We start from the raw sequence: 20614 nt of genomic DNA on the forward strand, positions 1-20614 counted from the left end.
CGGCCGCCACCACCCAGGACGACGATGACCACGACCGACCCCGCGACCACCCTCGAGACCGACGACCTCGACCGCCCACCGACCCGGCGCGCCTCGCTGCGCCCCCTGCTCACCCGCCTGCACTTCTACGCCGGGATCTTCGTCGGCCCGTTCATCGTGGTCGCGGCGCTCTCTGGCCTGCTCTACGCCGTCTCGCCTCAGATCGAGCAGGTCGTGCACGCCGACCAGGTCGGCACCGACTCCCGCGGACCCGAGCGGACGCTCGCCGAGCAGGTCGACGCCGCCCGCGCCGTCCGGCCCGACCTGCCCCTGCTCGCGGTGCGACCCGCCGCCGAGCCCGGCCAGACCACCCGTGTCCTGTTCGACGGCGGTCGCACCGCCGACAGCGAGCGCCAGGCGATGTTCGTCGACCCCGTCACCGCCGAGACGCAGGGTGAGCTGACCGTCTACGGATCGTCCGGGTCGCTCCCGACCCGCACCTGGATCAGCAACCTGCACCGCAGCCTGCACCTCGGCGACGTCGGCCGCCTGTACTCCGAGCTGGCCGCGTCCTGGCTGTGGGTGGTCGCCGTGGTCGGCGTCGCCCTGTGGTGGACCGGTCGCCGGCGCGGGTCACGGCTGCGACCGTACAGAGACGGTGGACCCCGTCGCCGCACGCTGTCGTGGCACGGAGCCACCGGCACCTGGATCGTCCTGGGCATGCTGATGCTGTCGGCCACGGGCCTGACCTGGTCCCAGCACGCCGGCGCGAACGTCACCGAGCTGCGCACGGCGCTCAGCTGGTCGACGCCCGCGGTCACGTCCGACCTGGCGACCGGCACCGGCGACACCGGCGAGCACGAGGGCCACTCCGACCACGGCGGCGGCGCGTCCGAGACCGCACCGGTCGGCGACGAGCCCGGCGTCGGGTTCGACGCCGCCCGTCAGGCGGCCACCGTCGAGGGCCTGTCGGGGCCGCTCGAGATCACCGCACCCACGAGCGCCACCGGCACCTACGTCGTCGCCGAGCTCGACAAGCACTGGCCCACCCGGGCCGACGCCGTGTCGATCGACCCCGCCGACGGGTCCGTCGTCGACGTCGTCCGGTTCGCGGACTACCCCTTCGCCGCCAAGCTCGCCCGCTGGGGCATCGACCTGCACATGGGTCTGCTCTTCGGCGTCTGGAACCAGGTCGCCCTGGTCCTGCTCGCCGGCGCGATCACCGCGATGACGGTCTGGGGCTACCGGATGTGGTGGCTGCGCCGTCCCACCCGGGGACCCCGCCTGCGCGCCGGACGCCCCGCGCGGCGCGGCGCGTGGCGTCAGGCCCCGACGCCCGCGCTCGTCGTCGCGGCCGTCCTCGCTCTGATCGCCGGCTGGTTCATGCCCGTGCTGGGCGTCAGCCTGCTCGGGTTCCTCGTGGTCGACGCGGTCGTCGGGCTGCAGCGTCGACGGCGGACCGCCTAGGGGCCGTCGAGCAGGCCGAGCTCGGGGTGGTCGCGATCGACCTTCTGCAGGCGCCAGCGGTCGGCGAACAGCGCGATCGGCGAGCCGTCGAGCCGGTAGGCGATCTCGACGCCGATCGAGCCCTGCAGCAGCTTGACCGCGTCGTCGTCCGGCAGCGTGCGCGAGACGCCGTGCGACAGCGGCTCGGTGCGGATCGCGGCCCCGAACTCGCTGTCCATCCGCTCGATCGCGACGTCGAACTGCATCGGACCGACCGCGGCGAGCACCGGGGCCTGCTCCCCGTGGATGGGCGAGCGCAGCACCTGCACGACACCCTCGCGGTCGAGCTGCGCCAGGCCGCGGTGCAGCTGCTTGTAGCGGCTGGCGTCGACGCCGCGCGCCACCCGGAAGTGCTCGGGGTCGAAGCGCGGGATCGGCGGGTAGCGGACGGCCGGGCCGGCGTAGACGGTGTCGCCGATCGTCAGCTCGCTGGCGTTCACCAGCCCGATGACGTCGCCGGGGTAGGCGACGTCGGCGCTGCGGCGCTCGCGGCCGAACATCGTGTGCACGTACTTGGTGGTGACCTTGCGGCCGGTGCGCGCGTCGGTGACGCTCATGCCGCGCTCGAACACGCCGCTGCACACGCGGGCGTAGGCCACGTGGTCGCGGTGCGCCTTGTCCAGGCCCGCCTGCATCTTGAACACCAGCGCGCTGAACGGCGAGCCGACGTCACGGTGGTGCCCGTCGACGTCGTCGGCGCCCGCGGGCGCGGGTCCGAGCCGCTCGAGCACGCCGAGCAGGTGGCTGACGCCGAAGTTGAGCGCGGCCGAGGCGAACACCGTCGGCGAGGTGTCGCCCGACAGGAACGTCTCCTGGTCGTGCACTCCCCCGTCCTCGCGCACCAGCGCCAACGTCTCCTGGGCCGTCGCGAAGTCGACGGGGTGCTGGGCGAGCGCCTCGTCGGCGGACAGCTGCGTCTCGGGCGCGCGGGTGGCGCCGCCGGCGGTGCGCTCGTACGCCGTCATCTCACCGGTGTCGGCGTCGAGGACGCCGCGGAAGTCGCCCGCGACGCCGACCGGCCAGGTCAGGGGCGTCGGACGGATGCCGATGCGCTCCTGGATCTGGTCGATCAGCTCGAGCGGGTCCAGACCTGGCCGGTCCCACTTGTTGACCACGGTGATGATCGGCAGCCGGCGACGCCGGCACACCTGGAACAGCTTGAGCGTCTGCGGCTCGAGGCCCTTGGCGGCGTCGAGCAGCATGACGGCGCAGTCGACGGCCGACAGCACCCGGTAGGTGTCCTCGGAGAAGTCGGCGTGGCCGGGGGTGTCGAGCAGGTTGAGCACGACCTCGTCGTAGTCGAACTGCAGCGCCGTGGAGGCGATCGAGATGCCTCGCTGCTGCTCCATCTCCATCCAGTCCGACACGGTGGCGCGGCGGCCGCCCTTGCCGTGGGTGGCACCGGCCTGCGTGATCACCTGCGCGTGCAGGGCCAACGCCTCGGTCAGCGTCGACTTGCCCGCGTCGGGGTGCGAGATGACGGCGAACGTCCGCCGACGCGCGGCCTCGCGGACGCCCTCCCCGGCGGTGGACGACTCCTCTGGCACCCGGGTGCTCACTCCTCGATGACGACGGCCGAGACCAGCGGCTCGCGGTGCAGGCGGCGCTTGAGCCAGCGACGCGTCTCGCGACCGATGACCTGCTCGACGTCGTTGACGCTGCGCGGGCGGCTCATCTTGATCACCTGGTCGGCGAGCGTCCTGGTGAGCTCGCCGAAGTCGTCGGCGTCGTCGACCACGCCGTGCGTCAGGTACTCGGGGTCCTCGCCGAAGCGGCCCGAGGCGAGGTCGACGATCGCGATGACGGTGACGATGCCCTCGTCGGACAGCGTGCGACGCTGCGACAGCGTGCGCTCCGTCGTGCGGCCGACGACCTTGTTCTCGACGTAGACGTACTCGGCCTGCGTGGTGCCGGTGCGGGTGATGGCGCCGTCGACGAGGTCGACGACGTCGCCGTCCTGGCAGACCAGCACGTTGCCCTCGGGCACACCGGTCTTGATCGCGAGCTCGGCGTTGGCCTTGAGGTGGCGCCACTCGCCGTGAACCGGGAGCACGTTGGACGGCTCGAGGATGTTGTAGCAGTACGTCAGCTCGCCGGCGCTCGCGTGGCCCGACACGTGGACCTTGGCGTTGCCGGAGTGCACGACGTGCGCACCGCGCTTGCCCAGGCCGTTGATCAGGCGGTTGATCGCGTTCTCGTTGCCGGGGATCAGCGAGCTGGCCAGCAGCACGGTGTCGCCGTCGGTGACGTCGATCGTGTGGTCGCCGGCGGCCATGCGCGACAGCGCGGCCATCGGCTCGCCCTGGGAGCCGGTGCAGATCAGCGTCACCTGCGACGGGGGCAGCTTGTTGCATGCCTTGAGGTCGACGAGCAGGCCCTGGGGCACGTCGAGGTAGCCGAGGTCCTGGGCGATCTTCATGTTGCGCACCATCGAGCGGCCGATGAAGGCCACCTTGCGGCCACTGGCGTGCGAGGCGTCCAGCACCTGCTGGATGCGGTGCACGTGGCTGGCGAAGCTCGAGACGATGACGCGACGGGGCGCGCGGCGGAACACCTGCTCGATGGCCGGCAGCAGGTCGCGCTCGGACATCGTGAAGCCCGGGACCTCGGCGTTGGTCGAGTCCGAGAGGAACAGGTCGACGCCCTCGTCGCCGAGGCGGGCGAACGCGCGCAGGTCGGTGATGCGGTCGTCCAGCGGGAACTGGTCCATCTTGAAGTCGCCCGTGTGCAGCAGCAGGCCGGCCTCGGTGCGGACGGCGATCGCCAGGCCGTCGGGGATGGAGTGGTTGACCGCGACGAACTCGAGGTCGAACGGGCCGAAGGAGCGACGGTCGTCGGCCTCGACCTCGACGGCGTTGAGCTTGAGGTTGAACTCCACGAGCTTGGCCTCGAGCAGCGCCAGCGTCAGCTTGGAGCCGACGACGGGGATGTCGGGGCGCTCGCGCAGCAGGTACGGCACGCCGCCGATGTGGTCCTCGTGGCCGTGGGTCAGGACGAGCGCGTCGATCTTGTCGAGGCGGTCCTTGATCGGCGCGAAGTCGGGGATGATCACGTCGATGCCGGGCTGGTGCTCCTCGGGGAAGAGCACGCCGCAGTCGATGACGAGCAGCCGGCCGGCGTGCTCGAACAGGGTCATGTTGCGGCCGACGTCGCCGAGCCCGCCCATGGGGGTGACGCGGAGGCCGCCCGCGGGGAGCTTGGGCGGGCGGCGCTGGTCGTTTCGGGGCACGTGGGGTGGTCCTTCGTTCGCAGGTACGGGGCGGAGTCTGAGGGACACCACGACGGCGGGCGTGCGGCGTCCGCGTCGCGGTGGGGCTTCCACTCAGGACTCGGCCCGACGAGCGGTGCCGTCGCTCGGCCCGGGGTCGTCGGCGCGCGAGGTCTGGACGCGTCCGACGCGGGCGGCGTCAGCCTCGATCGTACTCGCTCCCGGGCCCGTGCCTCACGGCGCGGAGGGCACCATCCAGTCGAGCACCGGCGTGGACTGCAGACCGACCAGGATGCACATCAGCACGAGCAGTCCCAGGCTCCAGCCGATGACCTTGCGGAAGATGTCGCCCTCGCGTCCGCTGAGGCCCACCGCGGCGGCCGCGATGGCGAGGTTCTGGGGGCTGACCATCTTGCCGAGGACGCCGCCCGAGGTGTTGGCCGAGGCCATCAGCACGGGGTCGAGCCCGGCCTGGGCGGCGGTCTGCACCTGCAGCGCGCCGAACAGGGCGTTGGCGGAGGTGTCCGAGCCGGTGACGGCGACGCCGATCCAGCCCAGGATCGGTGCGATCACCGCGAACGCCGAACCCGTCTGGGCGAGCCACGCACCGAGCGAGCCCGTCATGCCCGACAGGTTCAGCACGTAGGCCAGCGCCAGCACCGCCATCACGGTGATGATCGCCGACCGCAGCTCGACGTAGGTGCGGCCGTACGCCCGCAGCGCCTCGCCGGGGCTCACCTTGAGGACCACCATGGTGATCAGGCCCGCGAGGATCATCAGGGTGCCGGCGGCCGGGAGCCAGTTCAGCGTGTAGGTGGTGGTCGAGACGGGGTCGCCCGCGGGGTTCAGCACCTCCAGGCCGGGCCAGTCGAACGCCACCGTCCACGGCTTCTCGGCCAGGAAGTCCTTGATCGCGGGCAGGTTGGCGATCGAGAAGATCGCGATGATGACCACGTACGGCGCGTAGGCGCGGGCCACGTCCGAGCGGCTGTCCGTGACCGGGCCCTCGGCCGTGGTGGTGCCGCCGGACCCCGACGACCCCGTGGTCGTGCGGGCCTCCGCGCGGGAGGGGTCGACGTCCGCGGTGACGATCTCCGACGGCGACCAGACCCGTCCGAGCAGGACCACGGCGGCGGCACCGGCCAGCGCGGCGATGATGTCGGCGAGCGGCACCGAGATGAAGTTGGCCGACACGTACTGGGCGAGCGCGAACGCCACGCCGCAGACGACGGCCGGCAGCCAGGCCTGGCGGATGCCGCGCCGGCCGTCGACCACCAGCACCAGGATCAGCGGCACGATCACGGCCAGGAGAGGCGTCTGGCGTCCCGTCATCGCCCCGAGCGTCTCGGTGGTCAGGCGCGGGTCGTCGCTGACGCCCGAGGTGACGGTGGCCAGCGTGACGATCGGGGTGGCCAGCGCGCCGAACGCGACGGGCGCGGTGTTGGCGATGAGGGCCACCACCGCCGCCTTCAACGGCTCGAAGCCGAGCGCCATGAGCATCACGACGGTGATCGCCACCGGGGTGCCGAAGCCGGCCAGCGCCTCGAGGAGCGCCCCGAAGCAGAACGCGATGATGATCGCCTGCACCCGCTGGTCGGGGCTGACGGTCTCGAACGAGCGGCGCAGCACGTCGAAGTGGCCCGACTTCACCGTGAGGTTGTAGACCCAGATCGCGTTGATGACGATCCACAGGATCGGGAAGAACCCGAACGCCGCACCCTCGGTGGTGGCGAGCAGCGCCTGGCCGACGGGCATCGAGAACAGCGCGACCGCGAGCACGATCGAGACGCCCAGCGAGATCAGCCCCGCGACCCAGGCCTTGAGGCGCAGGGCGCCGAGCAGGACGAACAGGGTGAGCAGCGGGACGGCCGCCACCAGGGCGCTGGCGGTCAGCGACCCGCCGACGGCGTCGAGGTCTTGCTGGAACATGGTGCTCTTTCCGGTGTCGGTGGAGCGGTGGGGTCGGTCAGGGCAGCAACGTGCCGACGTCCGCCCCGCGGATCGAGGCGTCCAGCACCTCGACGGTGTGCGCCATGCCCATCGGGTGGCCCGAGCGCTCGATGGCCGCGGTGACCTGCATCAGGCACCCGGGGTTGGCGGTGACCAGCAGCTCGGCGCCGGTGGCGACGATGTTGCGGGCCTTGCGGTCGCCGAGCTCCTGGGCGGGCTCGGGGTTGAGGATGTTGTAGACGCCCGCGGACCCGCAGCACAGGTCGCCCTCGGGGATCTCGCGCAGCGTCAGGCCGGGCACCCCGCGGAGCAGCTCGCGCGGCTGGGAGCGCACGCCTTGGGCGTGCGCCAGGTGGCACGCGTCGTGGTAGGCGATCGTCACCTCGAGCGGGTGCCGCGGGGCCACCGGGCCGAGCTCGTCCAGCAGCTCGCTGACGTCGCGGACCCGCTCGGCGAAGACGCGGGCACGGTCGGCGTAGGCGGGGTCGTCGGCCAGCAGCTCGGCGTACTCCTTCATCGTCGAGCCACAGCCGGCGGAGTTGACGACGACCCGCTCGACGTCGGAGTCCTCGAACGCGTCGACGAGCGCACGGGCGTACGCCTGGCCCTCGGGCTCGCGTCCGTTGTGCACCGACAGCGCGCCGCAGCAGGCCTGCGACGGCGGGACGACGACGTCGCAGCCCTCGGCCACCAGCACGCGGGCCGTGGCCGCGTTGACGCCGGGGAAGAACGCGCCCTGGACGCAGCCGACGAGCATGCCCACCGTCATCCGGCGCTCCCCCACCGCAGCCATCCGCTCGGGGAGCGGCATCGCCTTGCCGAGCCGGGGGGCCAGGCGCTCCATCGCGGCCAGCTGGGGCGAGATCCTGTCGAGCAGGCCCGAGCGGCGCATCGCCCTGTCGAGGCCGGTGCGCTGCAGCACGCGCAGCGGGCCGCGCAGCAGCCGCAGACGCTTCGGGTGCGGGAACAACGCGAAGATCAGGCCGCGCAGGGCCCGGTCGGGCGCGCTGCGCTGGTGCCGCCGCTCGACCTGCGCGCGGGTCTGCTCGATCAGGCGGTCGTACTGGACGCCGCTCGGGCACGCGGTCACGCAGGCCATGCAGCCCAGGCACGCGTCGATGTGGCCGACCATCGAGTCGGTCATCGGCTCGCCCTCGAGCCCCTCCTTCATCAGGTAGATGCGCCCGCGGGGGCTGTCCATCTCCTCGCCCCACAGTGAGTAGGTGGGGCAGGTGGGCAGGCAGAAGCCGCAGTGCACGCAGTCGCCGATCAACGCCGCGTCGGGCGGTCGGTGGTCGTCGAAGGCCCCCACCGACCCGTTCGCCAGGCCGCCGAGCACGTCGCCGTGGTCGACCACCGCACCCATCTCGCCGAGGGTCCCCTCGGTGTCCTTCTGCTCGGTCATCGTCAGATACCTCCCACGAAGCGGCCCGGCGCGAGCCGGTGGTCGGGGTCGAACTGGTCCTTGACGCGGCGCATCAGCTCCAGCGCCGCCACCGGACCCCAGGCGTCGACGGCCTGCTTCACCGCGGCCGGTGCGTCGACCACGACGGTGCTGCCGCCGTGACGCAGGCACGCCGCACGCAGTCGCTCGACCGCGCCGACGGTGTCGGCGACCGGCGTCGTCGGGCGGAGGGCCGCGTACGCCACGCCCGAGCCCGCCGACCCACGGACCGTCGCACCGACCGCGTCGGCCTCGGCGAGGACGTCGCGCAGGCCGGTGAGCGCGAAGGTGAGCTTGAGCGCCGTGCTGCGGTCGTCGCCCGTGGCGGTGACGTCCCACGGGTAGGTCGCCGCGGGCTCGTCGGACTCGCTGGCGTCGGCGCCCAGCAGCTCGCGGAGCCGGCCCGCACGGCCGGCGACGCCGTCCTCGCGTCCCTCGAGCAGGACGCTGACGGCGCCGCGGCCGTCGGTCCACTCGACCTCGACGGCGGCGGGCACGACCTGGCTGTGCACGGCGGCCTGCGCCAGCTCGAGCGCCCGTGCCGGGTCGGTGGCAGGCGCGCTCACCCACCGGCTGGTGGCGGGCAGGGGGTGCAGGCGGAAGGTGGCGTCGACGACGACGCCGAGCGTGCCGAACGAGCCGATCATCAGCTTGCCGATGTCGTAGCCCGCGACGTTCTTGACCACGCGTCCACCGGCCTTGGCCACGACGCCGTCGGCGCGCACGAACGTGATGCCGATCAGCAGGTCGCGCGCGGCCCCGACCGAGACACGTCGGGCGCCGCTGGCGTTGGTGGCCAGCACGCCGCCGACGGTGCCGCCGGGCACGGTCTCGTCGAGGGTCAGGCGCTGCTCTCCCCCGGCCACCACGCGCTGCAGCTCGCGCATCGGCGTGCCGGCCTGGGCGGAGACGATCAGGTCGCCCGCGGCGTGGTCGAGCACCCGGTCCATCGCCGACAGGTCGAGCAGCACGTCGACCGAGCGCGGCGGCGCGGCCCACGTCAGCTTGGTGCCGGCACCGCGGGGCACGACGGTGAGCCCGTCGGACGCCGCGGCACACATCACCTCGGCCACCTCCTCGACGCTGGTGGGCCGGGCGACCGTTCCGGCCTCCACGCCGTCGACGGCGTCGCGCACGTCGGTCGTCATCAGAAGACCTCCGCGAGACCGGCGTCCTGCAGCGGGTGGGCGCCCTTGTGCCGGCCGGGCACCTCGCCGCACAGGCGGGGCGTCGGGAACAGCTTGCCCGGGTTGGAGATGCCGCCGGGGTCGAAGGCGCAGCGCACCAGCTGCATCGTGTCGAGGTCGTCGTCGCTGTACATCCGGGGCATGTACTTGGCCTTGTCCATGCCCACGCCGTGCTCCCCCGTGATGGAGCCGCCGTGCTCGATGCACAGGTCGAGGATCGCGCCGCTGACCTCCTCGGCCGCGTCGCCGGCGCCCTCCACCGCGTCGTCGAACAGGACCAGCGGGTGCAGGTTGCCGTCGCCGGCGTGGAAGACGTTGGCCACGCGCACGCCGGACGTGCCCGACAGCGCCGCGATGGCGGTGAGCACCTCGGGCAGGGCGGTGCGCGGGATGACGCCGTCCTGGACGATGTAGTCCGGGCTGATGCGGCCCACGGCGGCGAACGCGGACTTGCGTCCCTTCCAGATCAGCGCGCGGTCGACGGGGTCGGTGGCCAGGCGCTGCTCGAACGAGCCGTTCTCGGCGCAGAGCCGCTCGACGTCGGCGTACTCGGCCTCGACGTCCTCGGCCGCGCCGTCGAGCTCGATCACCAGCACCGCGCCGGCGCCGTCGGGGTAGTTGCAGTGCACGGCCGCCTCGGCGGCCTCGATCGCGAGGGCGTCCATCATCTCGATGGCCGCCGGCACGATGCCCGCGGAGATGATCGCCGAGGTCGCCGCACCCGCGTGGTCGGTGGACTCGAAGCCGACCAGGATCGTGCGCACCTCCTCGGGCAGCCGGGTGAGCTTGAGGACCGCCGAGGTGACGATGCCGAGCGTGCCCTCCGAGCCCACCACGGCACCGAGCAGGTCGTACCCGGGCGAGTCGGGCGCGTCGCCGCCGAGGCGGACGATGTCGCCGCCCGGCGTCACGAAGTCGGCACCCACGACGTGGTTCGTCGTGAAGCCGTACTTCAGGCAGTGCGCGCCTCCGGAGTTCTCGGCGACGTTGCCGCCGATGGAGCAGATCTGCTGGCTCGAGGGGTCGGGTGCGTAGTAGTAGCCGTCGGGCGTGGTGGCGCGGGTGACGTCGAGGTTGATGACGCCGGGCTCGACGACGGCGCGCTGGTCGTCGCGGCGCACCTCGGTGATCGTGCGCATCCGCGACGTCACGACGAGCACGCCCTCGGCGTGGGGCAGCGCGCCGCCGGACAGGCCGGTGCCCGAGCCGCGCGCGACGTACGGGACGCCGTGCTCGGCGCAGGCACCGACGAGCGCGGCGAGCTGCCCGGCGTCCTCGGGGATCACCACGAGCGCCGGTGTCACGCGGTAGTGCGCGAGGCCGTCGCACTCGTACGTCCGCAGCCGGGCGCGGTCGGTGATCACGCCCTCGGCGGGCAGCAGCCGACGCGCGACGGCGGCCACCGCGTCCACACCCGTGCTCGTCATCGCTCCTCCTCAGTCGGCCTGCGCGGTGAGACCCGCGCTCTCGATCCCGGCCACGGCGGCGGCCTCGTCGTTGTCGGAGGTGTCGCCGGTGATGCCGACGGCCCCCAGCAGGGCGCCGTCGGCGTCGCGCACGAGCACGCCACCGGGCACCGGCACGAGCGACCCGCCGACGGCGGACGTCACGGCGGCGACGAAGTACGCCTGCTGCTCGGCGCGCGCCATGATCGAGCGCGAGCCCATGCCGAGCGCCAGGGCGCCGTGGGCCTTGCCGAAGGCGATCTCGAAGCGGCTCATCGAGGCGCCGTCCTCGCGCTCGGCGGCGACCACGTGGCCACCGGTGTCGAGGACGACGACGGTGAGGGGCTTGAGACCCGCCTGCTGGCCGTGCGCGCGGGCTGCCGCGACGACGGTGCGGGCGGTCTCGAGGTCGATGCTGGTCACGCGGAGGTCTCCTGGTGGTCGTGGGTCTTCTGCACGGCGCGGCGCCGGTGCAGGATCGGCTCGGTGTAGCCCGACGGCTGCTCAAGCCCGCCGAGCACCAGCTCGCGGGCCGCGGCGTAGGCCTCGCCGTCGAACGACGGCGCCATCGGGACGTACGTCGGGTCCTTGTCGTTCTGGCCGTCGACGACCTCGGCCATCCGACGCAGCGTGCTCTCGACCTGGTCGGCGTCGACGACGCCGTGGTGCAGCCAGTTGGCGACGTGCTGCGCGCTGATCCGGCAGGTGGCGCGGTCCTCCATCAGGGCCTCGCCGGTGATGTCGGGGACCTTGGAGCACCCGACGCCGGCGTCGACCCAACGGACGACGTAGCCGAGCAGCGACTGCAGGTTGTTCTCGATCTCGGCCTGCCGGTCGTCGTCGGACCACTCGGCCGGGTCGCCGAGCGGGACGTGCAGCAGCTGGGCGCGGTCGGCGCGGCGCCCACCGTCGCGCAGCTCCTCCTGCCGGGCCCGCACGTCCACCTGGTGGTAGTGCAGCGCGTGCACGGTGGCGGCCGTGGGCGACGGCACCCAGGCGCAGCTGGCGCCGGCCTGCGGGTGGCCGATCTTGGCCTCGTACATCGCGGCGAGGCTGTCGGGCGCCGCCCACATGCCCTTGCCGATCTGCGCGCGGCCGAGCAGGCCGCACTCCAGGCCGACGTCGACGTTGAGGTCCTCGTAGGCGGCGATCCAGTCCGAGCTCTTCATGGCGCCCTTGCGGACCATCGGGCCCGCCTGCATCGAGGTGTGGATCTCGTCGCCCGTGCGGTCGAGGAAGCCGGTGTTGATGAACGCGACGCGCTCGCGGGCCTGCTCGATGCAGGCCTTGAGGTTGAGCGTCGTGCGGCGCTCCTCGTCCATGATGCCGACCTTGATCGTCAGCGGCGGCAGGCCGAGCAGCTGCTCCACCCGGCCGAACAGCTCGACGGCGAGCGCCACCTCGTCCGGTCCGTGCATCTTGGGCTTGACGACGTACATCGAGCCGGTGACCGAGTTGGGACGCTCGGTGCGGCCCTGGAGGTCGGCGAGGCTGCCGAGCGCGGTGATCGCGGCGTCGAGCAGGCCCTCGGGGACCTCGTCGCCGTTCGCGTCGAGCACGGCGTCGGTGGTCATCAGGTGGCCGACCTGGCGGATGAACAGCAGCGAGCGGCCGCGCAGCGTGACCTCCTCGCCCGTGGGCGAGGTGTACGTCCGGTCGGGGTTCATCGACCGGGTGAAGGTGCGGCCGCCCTTGCTGACCTCCTCGGCCAGCGAGCCGTCCATCAGGTGCAGCCAGTTGCGGTAGCCCAGCACCTTGTCGGCGGCGTCGACCGCGGCGACGGAGTCCTCGAGGTCCATGATCGTGCTGACCGCCGACTCGACGAGCAGGTCCTTGACGCCGGCGCGGTCGGTGCTGCCGATGTCGTCGGCGGCGTCGACCTGGATCTCGACGTGCAGGCCGTGGTGCACCAGCACGACGCCGTCGGGCGACGCGGCGTCGCCGCTGTACCCGACGAGCTGGGCGGGGTCGGCGAGCCTGGCGGTCGCGTCGCCGAGGGTGACGGCGAGGCCGTCGGCGTCCACGGCGTAGGCGGTGGCGTCGGCGTGCGAGCCCGACGCGAGCGGGAAGTGGGCGTCCAGGAGGGCGCGTCCGCGGGCGATGACCTCGTCGCCGCGTGCCCGGTTGTAGCCCTGGCCGGGGGCGAGGTCGCCGTCGTGGGGCACGACGTCGGACCCGTAGAGCGCGTCGTACAGCGAGCCCCAGCGGGCGTTGACGGCGTTGGTGGCGAAGCGGGCGTTCAGCAGCGGCACGACCAGCTGGGGCCCGGCGAGCCGCGCCACCTCGTCGTCCACGCCGTCGGTGGTGACGGCGACGTCGGCGGGCTCGTCGAGCAGGTAGCCGATCTCGCGCAGGAACGCGGTGTACGCGTCCGCGTCGGGCACACCGGGGTGCTCGCGGTGCCAGGCGTCGATCGAGGTCTGCAGCTCGTCGCGGCGGGCCAGCAGCTCGCGGTGACGGGGCGCGAGGTCGGCGACGATCGCACCGAGCCCGTCCCAGAACTGCTGGGGCTCCAGACCGCTGCCGGGCAGCGCCTCGTCCTCGACGAAGCGGTGCAGCTCCGCGGCGACCTGCAGGCCGCCCACCTCAGCTCGCTGGTCCATGAGACTCCTTGCTGCTGTTTCCACCTTGTGGAAGGATTGATCCTGATGGTGGAAACCTCGCAAACTCCAGCGGGTGTGTCAACCGGCACACCGGAGGCCTGAGACAGGACGGCCGATGAGCGACCCGGGCGACGACGAGCGGCGCGGCGGCGTGCAGTCGGTGCACCGCGCGCTCGACCTGCTCGAGGTGCTCGCGTCACGCGGCGGAGCGCTGGGCATCGGCGAGATCGCCGACGTCACCGGGCTGGCCCTGCCCACGACGCACCGGCTGGTGCGCACGCTCGTCGACCGCGGCTACGTGCGTCAGCTCGACGACCGGCGCTACGCGCTCGGCTTCGGCCTCGTCCCGCTCGGCAGCGCGGCCGGCTCGGCCGTGGGCGCGGGCACGGGCCGACTGCTGGGCCGCCTGGTCGACGAGCTGGGCGAGACCGCCAACCTCGCCGTGCTCGACGGCGACCACGTCGCCTACGTCGCCCAGGTGCCCGGGCGGCACTCGATGCGGATGTTCACCGAGGTCGGCCGCCGCGTCGAGCCGCACTGCACCGCGGTGGGCAAGGCGATCCTGGCGACCATGTCCGAGGCCGACGCCCGCGCCGTCGTCGCCCGCACCGGCCTGCCCCGCCGTACCACCTCCACGCTCACCGACCCCGACGGCCTCGTCGCCGAGCTCGCCCTGGTGCGCGAGCGCGGGTACGCCCTGGACGAGGAGGAGCAGGAGGTCGGCGTGCGGTGCGTCGCCGTCGTCGTCCCCGGCACCCCCGTCCCCCTCGGCGTCTCGGTCTCCGGCCCCGCCCCCCGCATGACCGACGCCCTCGTCTCCCGCGCCGTCCCCCTCCTCCACCTCGCCGCCCACCACCTCGCCGCCGGCTGACGGGTGTGTCGGATTCCCAGGTATACCTAGGAATCTTCGCCTGGCACGGAGAACTTCCCGGGTATCGGGCCACTTCTCCATGCCGAGTGGCACGGGTGGTGCGGCCGGTTCCCGTCCACAGGCACCGCCCGGCGTGCCCGCTGTCCACAGATGCAGCTGACGAGCCCCAGACGTGCCGCTGCTCGTCGGACCCTCGTCCGATGGATCCTCACCTCGAGCAGTACGCCGCGACCCACGGGGGCTTCTTCACCCGGCCCCTCCTCCTCTCGCTCGGCTACCGCGACCGCGACATTCGCGAAGCGCTCCACGCCCGCGAGTGGGAGCTGGTGCGGGTCGGCGCCTATGCCCCCGGAGCGGCGTTCCGAGCACTGAACGAACGGGACCGGCACCTGATCGCGTCACGCGCGATCACCCACAAGCTCGGCGACCGAGTCGCGTTGTCCCACGCCACCGCGGTGATCGACCACGGCATCGCGACGGTCGACACCGACCTTCGCGCCGTCCACGTGATGCGTCTCGACGGCGGGTCGAGTCGTCGTGAGTCCGGCGCCTGCCACCACGAGGCCAAGTCGGGGGTCCTGCCCGAGGTCGTCCGCAACGCGCACGGCCAGCTCGTCGTCGCCGCAGGTCCCGCCCTGCGCCAGGCAGCCACGCTCGTCGACCAGAAGCGTGCGGCGGTGATGGTGGACTCGGCGCTGCACCTCGGCCTCGTCACCTCCGACGAGCTGGCCGAGATCGACGCACTGTTCGCTCACTGGCCCCACTCAGCACGTTTCAGGCTCGTCCTGGCGTTCGCCGACGCCCGGGCCGAGTCACCGGGCGAGACGCTGGTGCGCTGGATCTGCAAGGTCTTCGGGCTCCCGCGACCCGACCTCCAGCTCGAGGTCCGCGACGCGCTGGGCCTGGCCGGCCGCACCGACTTCGGCTGGCTCGACGGGCGTCACCTGGGTGAGTTCGACGGCAAGGTCAAGTACGTCCGCTACCTGCGCGAGGGTGAGACGCCGTCCGATGCGGTGGTCCGCGAGAAGGCTCGCGAAGACCGGTTGCGCGCCACGGGCGCAGGCATGAGCCGGTTCGTCTGGACCGACGTGCTCGACCAGAACGAGGCCCGCACCGCCGAACGACTCCGTCACGAGATCGAGCAGTCACGCCGCCTCTACGTACCGTCGCGCGTCCTCGCCTGACCTGACGTCCCACCCGTCACACCTGGCACGGAGATCTGTCCGAGCACCCGGGAAGTTCTCCGTGGCAGGCGAAGTTTCCCAGGTATACCTGGGAAACTTCCATACCGTCAGGCGTGGGCGACGCGGGGGGCGACCTCGGTGCCGAGGAGCTCGATGCCGCGGAGGAGGTCGGTGTGGGCGAGGCGGGGGTTGGTCATCTGCATCGACAGGCGGTCGACGCCGCCGAGCTGCTCGGAGATGCGGCCGATCTTCTCGGCGACGGTCGCGGGGTCGCCCATGAAGAACGCACCGTCGGGGCCGGCGGTGTTGTTGAACTGCAGGCGCGACGGCGCGGAGAACCCGCGCTCGCGCGAGATCTTGGTGAACATCTCGTTCCAGCCCGGGTAGATGGTGTCGGACGCGGCCTCGATGCTGTCGGCCACGAACCCGAACACGTGCAGCCCCACCTTGAGGTCCTCCGGTGCGTGGCCGGCGGCGGCGCCGGACTGCCGGTAGAGCTCGACGAGCGGCGCGAACTGGCGCGGCTGGCCCCCGATGATCGCGATCATCAGCGGCAGGCCGAGGTGCCCGGCGCGCGCGAACGAGGCCGGGGTGCCGCCCACGCCGACCCACACCGGCAGTGGGTCCTGGACCGGACGCGGGTAGACGCCCTGCCCGGACAGCGGCGGCCGGTGGCGCCCCGACCAGGTGACGTCGGTGGACGCGCGGAGCTTCAGCAGCAGGTCGAGCTTCTCGGAGAACAGCGAGTCGTAGTCGGCGAGGTCCAGGCCGAACAGCGGGAACGCCTCGGTGAACGACCCCCGTCCGACGACGAGGTCGACGCGACCCTTGGAGATCAGGTCCAGCGTCGCGAACTCCTGGAAGACGCGCACGGGGTCGGCGGCCGACAGCACGTTGACCGCGCTGCCGAGGCGGATGCGCGACGTCCTCGCCGCGGCGGCCGCGAGCAGGATCGACGGCGCGGAGTCGTAGTACTCGCTGCGGTGGTGCTCCCCGATGCCGAACGAGTAGAGCCCCACCTCGTCGGCGAGCGCGATCTCCTCCAGCAGGTGGTGGATGCGCTGCTCGGCGCCGATCTCCTCCCCCGTCTCGGGATCGGTGACCGCGGCCACGAAGCTGTCGACGCCGATGTGCACGAGTCTCTCCCGGGGTTAGCGGCCGCCGGACGGGCTGCGGCGTGCCGCCCCCAGTCAAGCACCCGCCGTCAGGCGTCGGGGTCGGGGTGGATCTCGACGGGAGGCTCCCCCACCGCCTCGGTGCGCCCGGCCCGCTCCTCGATCACCTCGTTGAGGTAGCGGACGATCACCGCCGCGACCGCCGTGAACGGCACCGACAGGAAGGCGCCGGCGACGCCGAACAGGGTCGACCCGAGCACCACGGCGAGCAGGACGACGACCGCGTGCAGGCCCAGGCTGCGCCCCTGCAGGAACGGCAGCAGGACGTTGCCCTCCAGCTGTTGCACGAGCAGGACGACGCCGGCGATGATCAGCGCGGCCACCCACCCGTTGGACACCAGGGCCACCAGCACCGCGAGCACGCCGACGGTGATGGCGCCGACGATCGGCGCGAACGCGGCGATGAAGGTGAGCACCGCCAGCGGCAGCACCAGCGGAACGCCGACGAAGAACAGCCCGGCACCGATCAGCACCGCGTCGATCAGGCCGACGAGCGCCTGGGTGCGGATGAACTCGCCGAGCGCGCGCCACGAGCGGTGCAGCACCTCGGCCAGGTGCGGCCCGGCGGACGGGCCCGCGGCGGTCGCGAGCCACGGGACGAAGCGGCGTCCGTCCTTGACGAAGAAGAACGCGAGGACGAGCGTCAGCACCACGTTGACGAGCGCCGACGTCACCGCGCCGACGCCGACGAGGACGCCGCCGGCGATCGTGCTGGCGCTCGACTGCAACCGGTCCTGGACGGCGCCGATGGCGGTGTCGATCTGGCCCTGGCTGACCTCGATCCCGGCGTTCTGCATCAGCCGGGCGACCTCGTCGAGCCCGTCGGCCGCGCTGGCGACGACCTGGGCGACCTGCTCGACGATCGTCGAGGCCAGGAAGGTGAACACCAGCCCGACCACCAGGACGGCGCCGAGGACGACGACGCCCGCCGCGAGCGCCGCCGGCGCGTTCAGCCTGCGCTGGAGCAGCCGGGCGGGCGGCTCGAGCAGCGTCGCGACGATCAGGCCGAGGACCACCGGCAGCAGGATGCTCCACACCCGCTGCACGACCAGGCACAGCACGACGACGCCGAGGGCGATGACGATCCAGCGTCCCGCCCACCGGGCCGACCAGGCGACGCCCTGCCCGACCACCTGCTCACGGGTGGGGAGGAGCCGGTCGCGGGACGCGCCGGCGTCGTCATCCTGAGGTGCCATGCCAGCATCGTCGCCTACCGGTGGACCGGCGCCGCGCGCGGCACGCGGGGTGACAGGATCGTCCGGTGCGGACGACCACGGTGCGGCTCCTGGCCTCCTGCACGGTGCTCGGCGTCGGCGTGGGGCTGCTGCTGGCCGCCGCCCTCGGGTCCGACGGCTACTCCACGATGATCAACGGGCTGTCCCTGGCCCTCGGCGTCGACTTCTGGGCGGTCAACCTCGGGGTCGGCGTGCTGCTGATCGCGTTCACCTGGGCGCGCGGCCTGCGTCCGGGGCCGGGCACCGTGCTCCAGCCGGTGGTCGTCGGGCTGGTGGTGTCCGTCGTGCTGGGCCTGCTCAGCACGCCGGACGCGTGGTGGGCGCGCGCGGCCCTGCTCGTGGCGGCGATGCCCGTGCTGTCGGCGGGCGTCGCCGGGTACCTCGCCGCCGACGCCGGCGCCGGCCCCACCGAGGCGCTCGCGATCGTGATGAACCCGCCGATCCCGTTCCGCTGGAGCTACGGGATCGTTCAGGTCGGCGGGGCGCTCGTCGGCTGGCTCGGCGGCGCGGCCGTCGGACCCGGCACCGTGCTGGTCGTCGTCCTGCTCGGCCGATGGTCAACTGGTGGTCGCGGACGGTGCCCTGGCTCCGCGCCGACACCACCGCCTGACGCCCCCTGGACGGCACGCTCCGCCTCTGGCAACGTGCGAGACCCGACGAGAGGTGCTGACCGTGTCGCGACTGGTCTACTCCACGATCGGCTCGCTCGACGGGTACCTCTCCGACCCGTCCGGCGGCTTCGACTGGGCCATGCCGGACGAGGAGGTCATGGAGTTCGTCAACGGCCAGATGCGGCGCCACTCCACGTACCTCTACGGGCGCCGGCTGTACGAGACCATGCACGTCTGGGAGACCGACGCCGACTCGATCGCCCAGTCACCGCTGGACGTCGAGTTCGCGTCGATCTGGCAGGCGGCACGCAAGGTGGTCTTCTCGACCACGCTCACCGACGTCGTCACGACGAGGACCACGATCGAGCGCACCCTCGACGCGGACGTGGTCGCGCGCCTGAAGGACGAGTCCGACGGCGACCTCGAGATCGGCGGCCCCACGCTCGCCACGGACGCGTTCGCGCTGGGCCTCGTGGACGAGGTGCACGTCATCGTGGTGCCGGTGGTCGTCGGCGGGGGCGCGCCGCTCTACCCGCAGGGCACCCGCCTGGACCTGCGGCTCGTCGACCAGCGCACCTTCGGCAACGGCATGGTGCACCTGCGCTACGACGTGAGGCGCTAGCCCGGGAGCAGGTCGCTCGTGGTGCGTCAGCCGATCTTGACGTTGATCTGCTTGATCTGGGTGAACGACTCGAGCGCGCCCTCCAGGGAGAACTCGCGGCCGATGCCCGAGGTCTTGTAACCGCCGTACGACTGCCCGACCACCTGCGCGCCGCCCTGGTTGACCTGCACCCAGCCCGACTCGATCCGGTGCGCGGTGTCGAGCGCGCGGCTGAGGTCCTGCGACCAGACGTACGCCGCCAGGCCGTAGTGCGACGCGTTGGCCATCTCGACGACCTCGTCGACGTCGGTCCAGGGGATCACGACGAGCACCGGGCCGAAGATCTCCTCCTGCGCGATGCGCCACGAGTTGTCGACGGCCGCGAAGATCGTGGGGCCCTGGTAGTAGCCGTCGAGACCGTCGGGCACCGCGTCGGCGCCGTCGAGCGGCACCTGCACGCCCGGCTGGGACTTGCCGTCCTCGATGTACGCGCGGATCTGGTCGTGCTGCTTGGCGTTGATGATCGAGCCCATGTCGGTGCCCTCGTCGAGCGGGTCGCCGACCACGAGCTGCGACACCTGCCGGACCAGCTCGGCGACGAACTCGTCGTGCACGTCGCGGTGCACGAACAGGCGCGACCCGGCCGTGCACGACTGGCCCTGACGGGTGAAGCGCATCGCGGTGAGCACGCCCGTCGCGGTCTCGACGATGCGGTCGGGGCCGGCGGCGTCGGGGAAGACGATGTTGGGGCTCTTGCCGCCCAGCTCGAGCGACACGTGCGCCAGGCGCGACCCGGCCACCTCGGCGACGTGACGCCCGACGCCGCTCGAGCCGGTGAACGACACCTTGTCGACGCCGTGGTGCTGCACGAGCGACTCGCCGACCTCGGCGCCGTAGCCGGTGAGCACGTTGAGCACGCCGTCGGGCAGGAACGGCGCCGCGATCTCGGCCATCCGCAGGATGGTGAGCGGCGCGTCCTCGGCGGCCTTGAGGACGATGGTGTTGCCCGCGGCGAGCGCGGCCGGCACCTTCATGCCCGCGATCATCAGCGGGGAGTTCCACGGCAGGATCCCCGCGACGACGCCGAGCGGCTCACGCCGGGTGTACTGCAGCTGGTCGTCCCCGGCGGGGAGCGTCGCGCCCTTGAACTCCCCGGCCACGCCGCCGAAGTAGCGGAACAGGCTGACGAGCAGCTGCGACTCCGGGCGCGCCTGCGGGCGCAGCGCGTTGCCGGTGTCGCGCGCGGTCAGGACGGCGAGCTCCTCGGCGGCGTCCTCGAGCGCGTCGGCGATCGACAGCAGCGCCTTCTGGCGGTCCTTGAAGTGCAGGGCGCGCCACAGCGGGAACGCCTCGCGCGCCGCGGCCACCGCGGTGTCGACGTCGCTCTGACGGGCGCGCGGCGTGCGTCCGAGCAGCTCGCCGCGACGCGACGGGGACGTGACGTCGATCCACTCGCCGCCGTCGGCCTCCACCCAGCGACCGCCGACGAGCATCAGCCGGTCGCCGAGGGGTGCGTGGACGTCGGCGGTGCGGTCTGCCTGCTGGGTCATCGGTGCCTCCGTGCGGTGGGCGCCCCGTCGGGGTCGGGGCGGCGCAGCACGACACTACGACCAGC

At 72.6% G+C, this 20614-nt stretch carries 15 protein-coding genes and 1 pseudogene; 5 read left to right on the top strand and 11 right to left on the bottom strand.

The features are described from left to right. Positions 1 to 24: 24 nt before the first annotated feature. Positions 25 to 1446 carry a PepSY-associated TM helix domain-containing protein gene (locus tag ACI6PP_RS00680; protein WP_421108181.1) on the top strand — a complete coding sequence of 474 codons (1422 nt, stop codon included), beginning with the start codon at positions 25 to 27 and terminating at the stop codon, positions 1444 to 1446. On the opposite strand, the gene ACI6PP_RS00685 is transcribed toward ACI6PP_RS00680, so the two are convergent. The 8 genes from ACI6PP_RS00685 to ACI6PP_RS00720 all read right to left on the bottom strand — a co-directional run bounded on the left by ACI6PP_RS00685 (position 1443) and on the right by ACI6PP_RS00720 (position 13322). Then, positions 1443 to 3044, bottom strand: coding sequence for a peptide chain release factor 3 (locus ACI6PP_RS00685; RefSeq protein WP_421108182.1), 1602 nt, complete (start codon positions 3042 to 3044; stop codon positions 1443 to 1445). The two genes, ACI6PP_RS00680 and ACI6PP_RS00685, sit on opposite strands and share 4 nt — an antisense overlap. Then, entirely contained in the window at positions 3041 to 4651 is a 1611-nt protein-coding gene (locus tag ACI6PP_RS00690) for a ribonuclease J (RefSeq protein WP_421108322.1), read from the bottom strand. Before ACI6PP_RS00690 ends, ACI6PP_RS00685 begins: the two co-directional genes overlap by 4 nt. A gap of 276 nt (positions 4652 to 4927) precedes the next feature. After that, complete coding sequence (locus ACI6PP_RS00695) at positions 4928 to 6622, bottom strand: L-lactate permease (protein ID WP_421108184.1); 1695 nt, start codon at positions 6620 to 6622, stop codon at positions 4928 to 4930. Positions 6623 to 6659: 37 nt separating this feature from the next. After that, positions 6660 to 8048, bottom strand: coding sequence for a glycolate oxidase subunit GlcF (gene glcF / locus ACI6PP_RS00700; protein ID WP_421108186.1), 1389 nt, complete (start codon positions 8046 to 8048; stop codon positions 6660 to 6662). 2 nt (positions 8049 to 8050) lie between these two features. After that, the gene (locus ACI6PP_RS00705) at positions 8051 to 9235 is read right to left on the bottom strand and encodes an FAD-binding oxidoreductase (RefSeq protein WP_421108188.1); all 1185 of its coding nucleotides are present in this window, start codon (positions 9233 to 9235) and stop codon (positions 8051 to 8053) included. After that, positions 9235 to 10701, bottom strand: coding sequence for an FAD-linked oxidase C-terminal domain-containing protein (locus ACI6PP_RS00710; RefSeq protein ID WP_421108190.1), 1467 nt, complete (start codon positions 10699 to 10701; stop codon positions 9235 to 9237). Before ACI6PP_RS00710 ends, ACI6PP_RS00705 begins: the two co-directional genes overlap by 1 nt. Before the next feature lie 9 nt (positions 10702 to 10710). After that, positions 10711 to 11142 (bottom strand): GlcG/HbpS family heme-binding protein, encoded by a 432-nt coding sequence (locus ACI6PP_RS00715; RefSeq protein ID WP_421108192.1) that lies wholly within the window; start codon positions 11140 to 11142, stop codon positions 10711 to 10713. Further along, positions 11139 to 13322, bottom strand: coding sequence for a malate synthase G (locus ACI6PP_RS00720; RefSeq protein ID WP_421108194.1), 2184 nt, complete (start codon positions 13320 to 13322; stop codon positions 11139 to 11141). The genes ACI6PP_RS00715 and ACI6PP_RS00720 overlap by 4 nt, the downstream gene beginning before the upstream one ends. 115 nt (positions 13323 to 13437) lie before the next feature. On the opposite strand from ACI6PP_RS00720, the gene ACI6PP_RS00725 reads away from it, so the two are divergent. Together ACI6PP_RS00725 and ACI6PP_RS00730 are read left to right on the top strand one after the other, a co-directional pair. After that, positions 13438 to 14193: an IclR family transcriptional regulator gene (locus ACI6PP_RS00725; RefSeq protein ID WP_421108196.1), complete on the top strand. Its 756-nt coding sequence runs from the start codon at positions 13438 to 13440 to the stop codon at positions 14191 to 14193. A gap of 200 nt (positions 14194 to 14393) precedes the next feature. Beyond that, positions 14394 to 15377, top strand: a complete 984-nt coding sequence (locus ACI6PP_RS00730; protein WP_421108198.1) for a hypothetical protein — start codon at positions 14394 to 14396, stop codon at positions 15375 to 15377. 107 nt (positions 15378 to 15484) lie between these two features. On the opposite strand, the gene ACI6PP_RS00735 is transcribed toward ACI6PP_RS00730, so the two are convergent. Further along, entirely contained in the window at positions 15485 to 16513 is a 1029-nt protein-coding gene (locus tag ACI6PP_RS00735) for an Atu2307/SP_0267 family LLM class monooxygenase (protein ID WP_421108200.1), read from the bottom strand. 68 nt (positions 16514 to 16581) lie between these two features. Next, the gene (locus ACI6PP_RS00740; protein ID WP_421108201.1) at positions 16582 to 17748 is read right to left on the bottom strand and encodes an AI-2E family transporter; all 1167 of its coding nucleotides are present in this window, start codon (positions 17746 to 17748) and stop codon (positions 16582 to 16584) included. 80 nt (positions 17749 to 17828) lie between these two features. Between ACI6PP_RS00740 and ACI6PP_RS23235 the strand changes: the two are divergent. Then, a pseudogene (locus ACI6PP_RS23235) lies at positions 17829 to 18329 on the top strand (DUF6198 family protein); the annotation flags it as partial. A gap of 130 nt (positions 18330 to 18459) precedes the next feature. Beyond that, a complete protein-coding gene (locus tag ACI6PP_RS00745) occupies positions 18460 to 19020 on the top strand; it encodes a dihydrofolate reductase family protein (RefSeq protein ID WP_421108203.1) in 561 nt (186 codons plus the stop codon). 26 nt (positions 19021 to 19046) lie between these two features. Here ACI6PP_RS00745 and ACI6PP_RS00750 read toward each other — a convergent pair whose 3' ends face one another. After that, complete coding sequence (locus ACI6PP_RS00750) at positions 19047 to 20549, bottom strand: aldehyde dehydrogenase family protein (protein WP_421108205.1); 1503 nt, start codon at positions 20547 to 20549, stop codon at positions 19047 to 19049. Positions 20550 to 20614: the final 65 nt, after the last annotated feature.

Source organism: Solicola agrisoli (assembly GCF_049059935.1).
Classification (GTDB): Bacteria; Actinomycetota; Actinomycetes; order Propionibacteriales; family Nocardioidaceae; genus JAURVT01.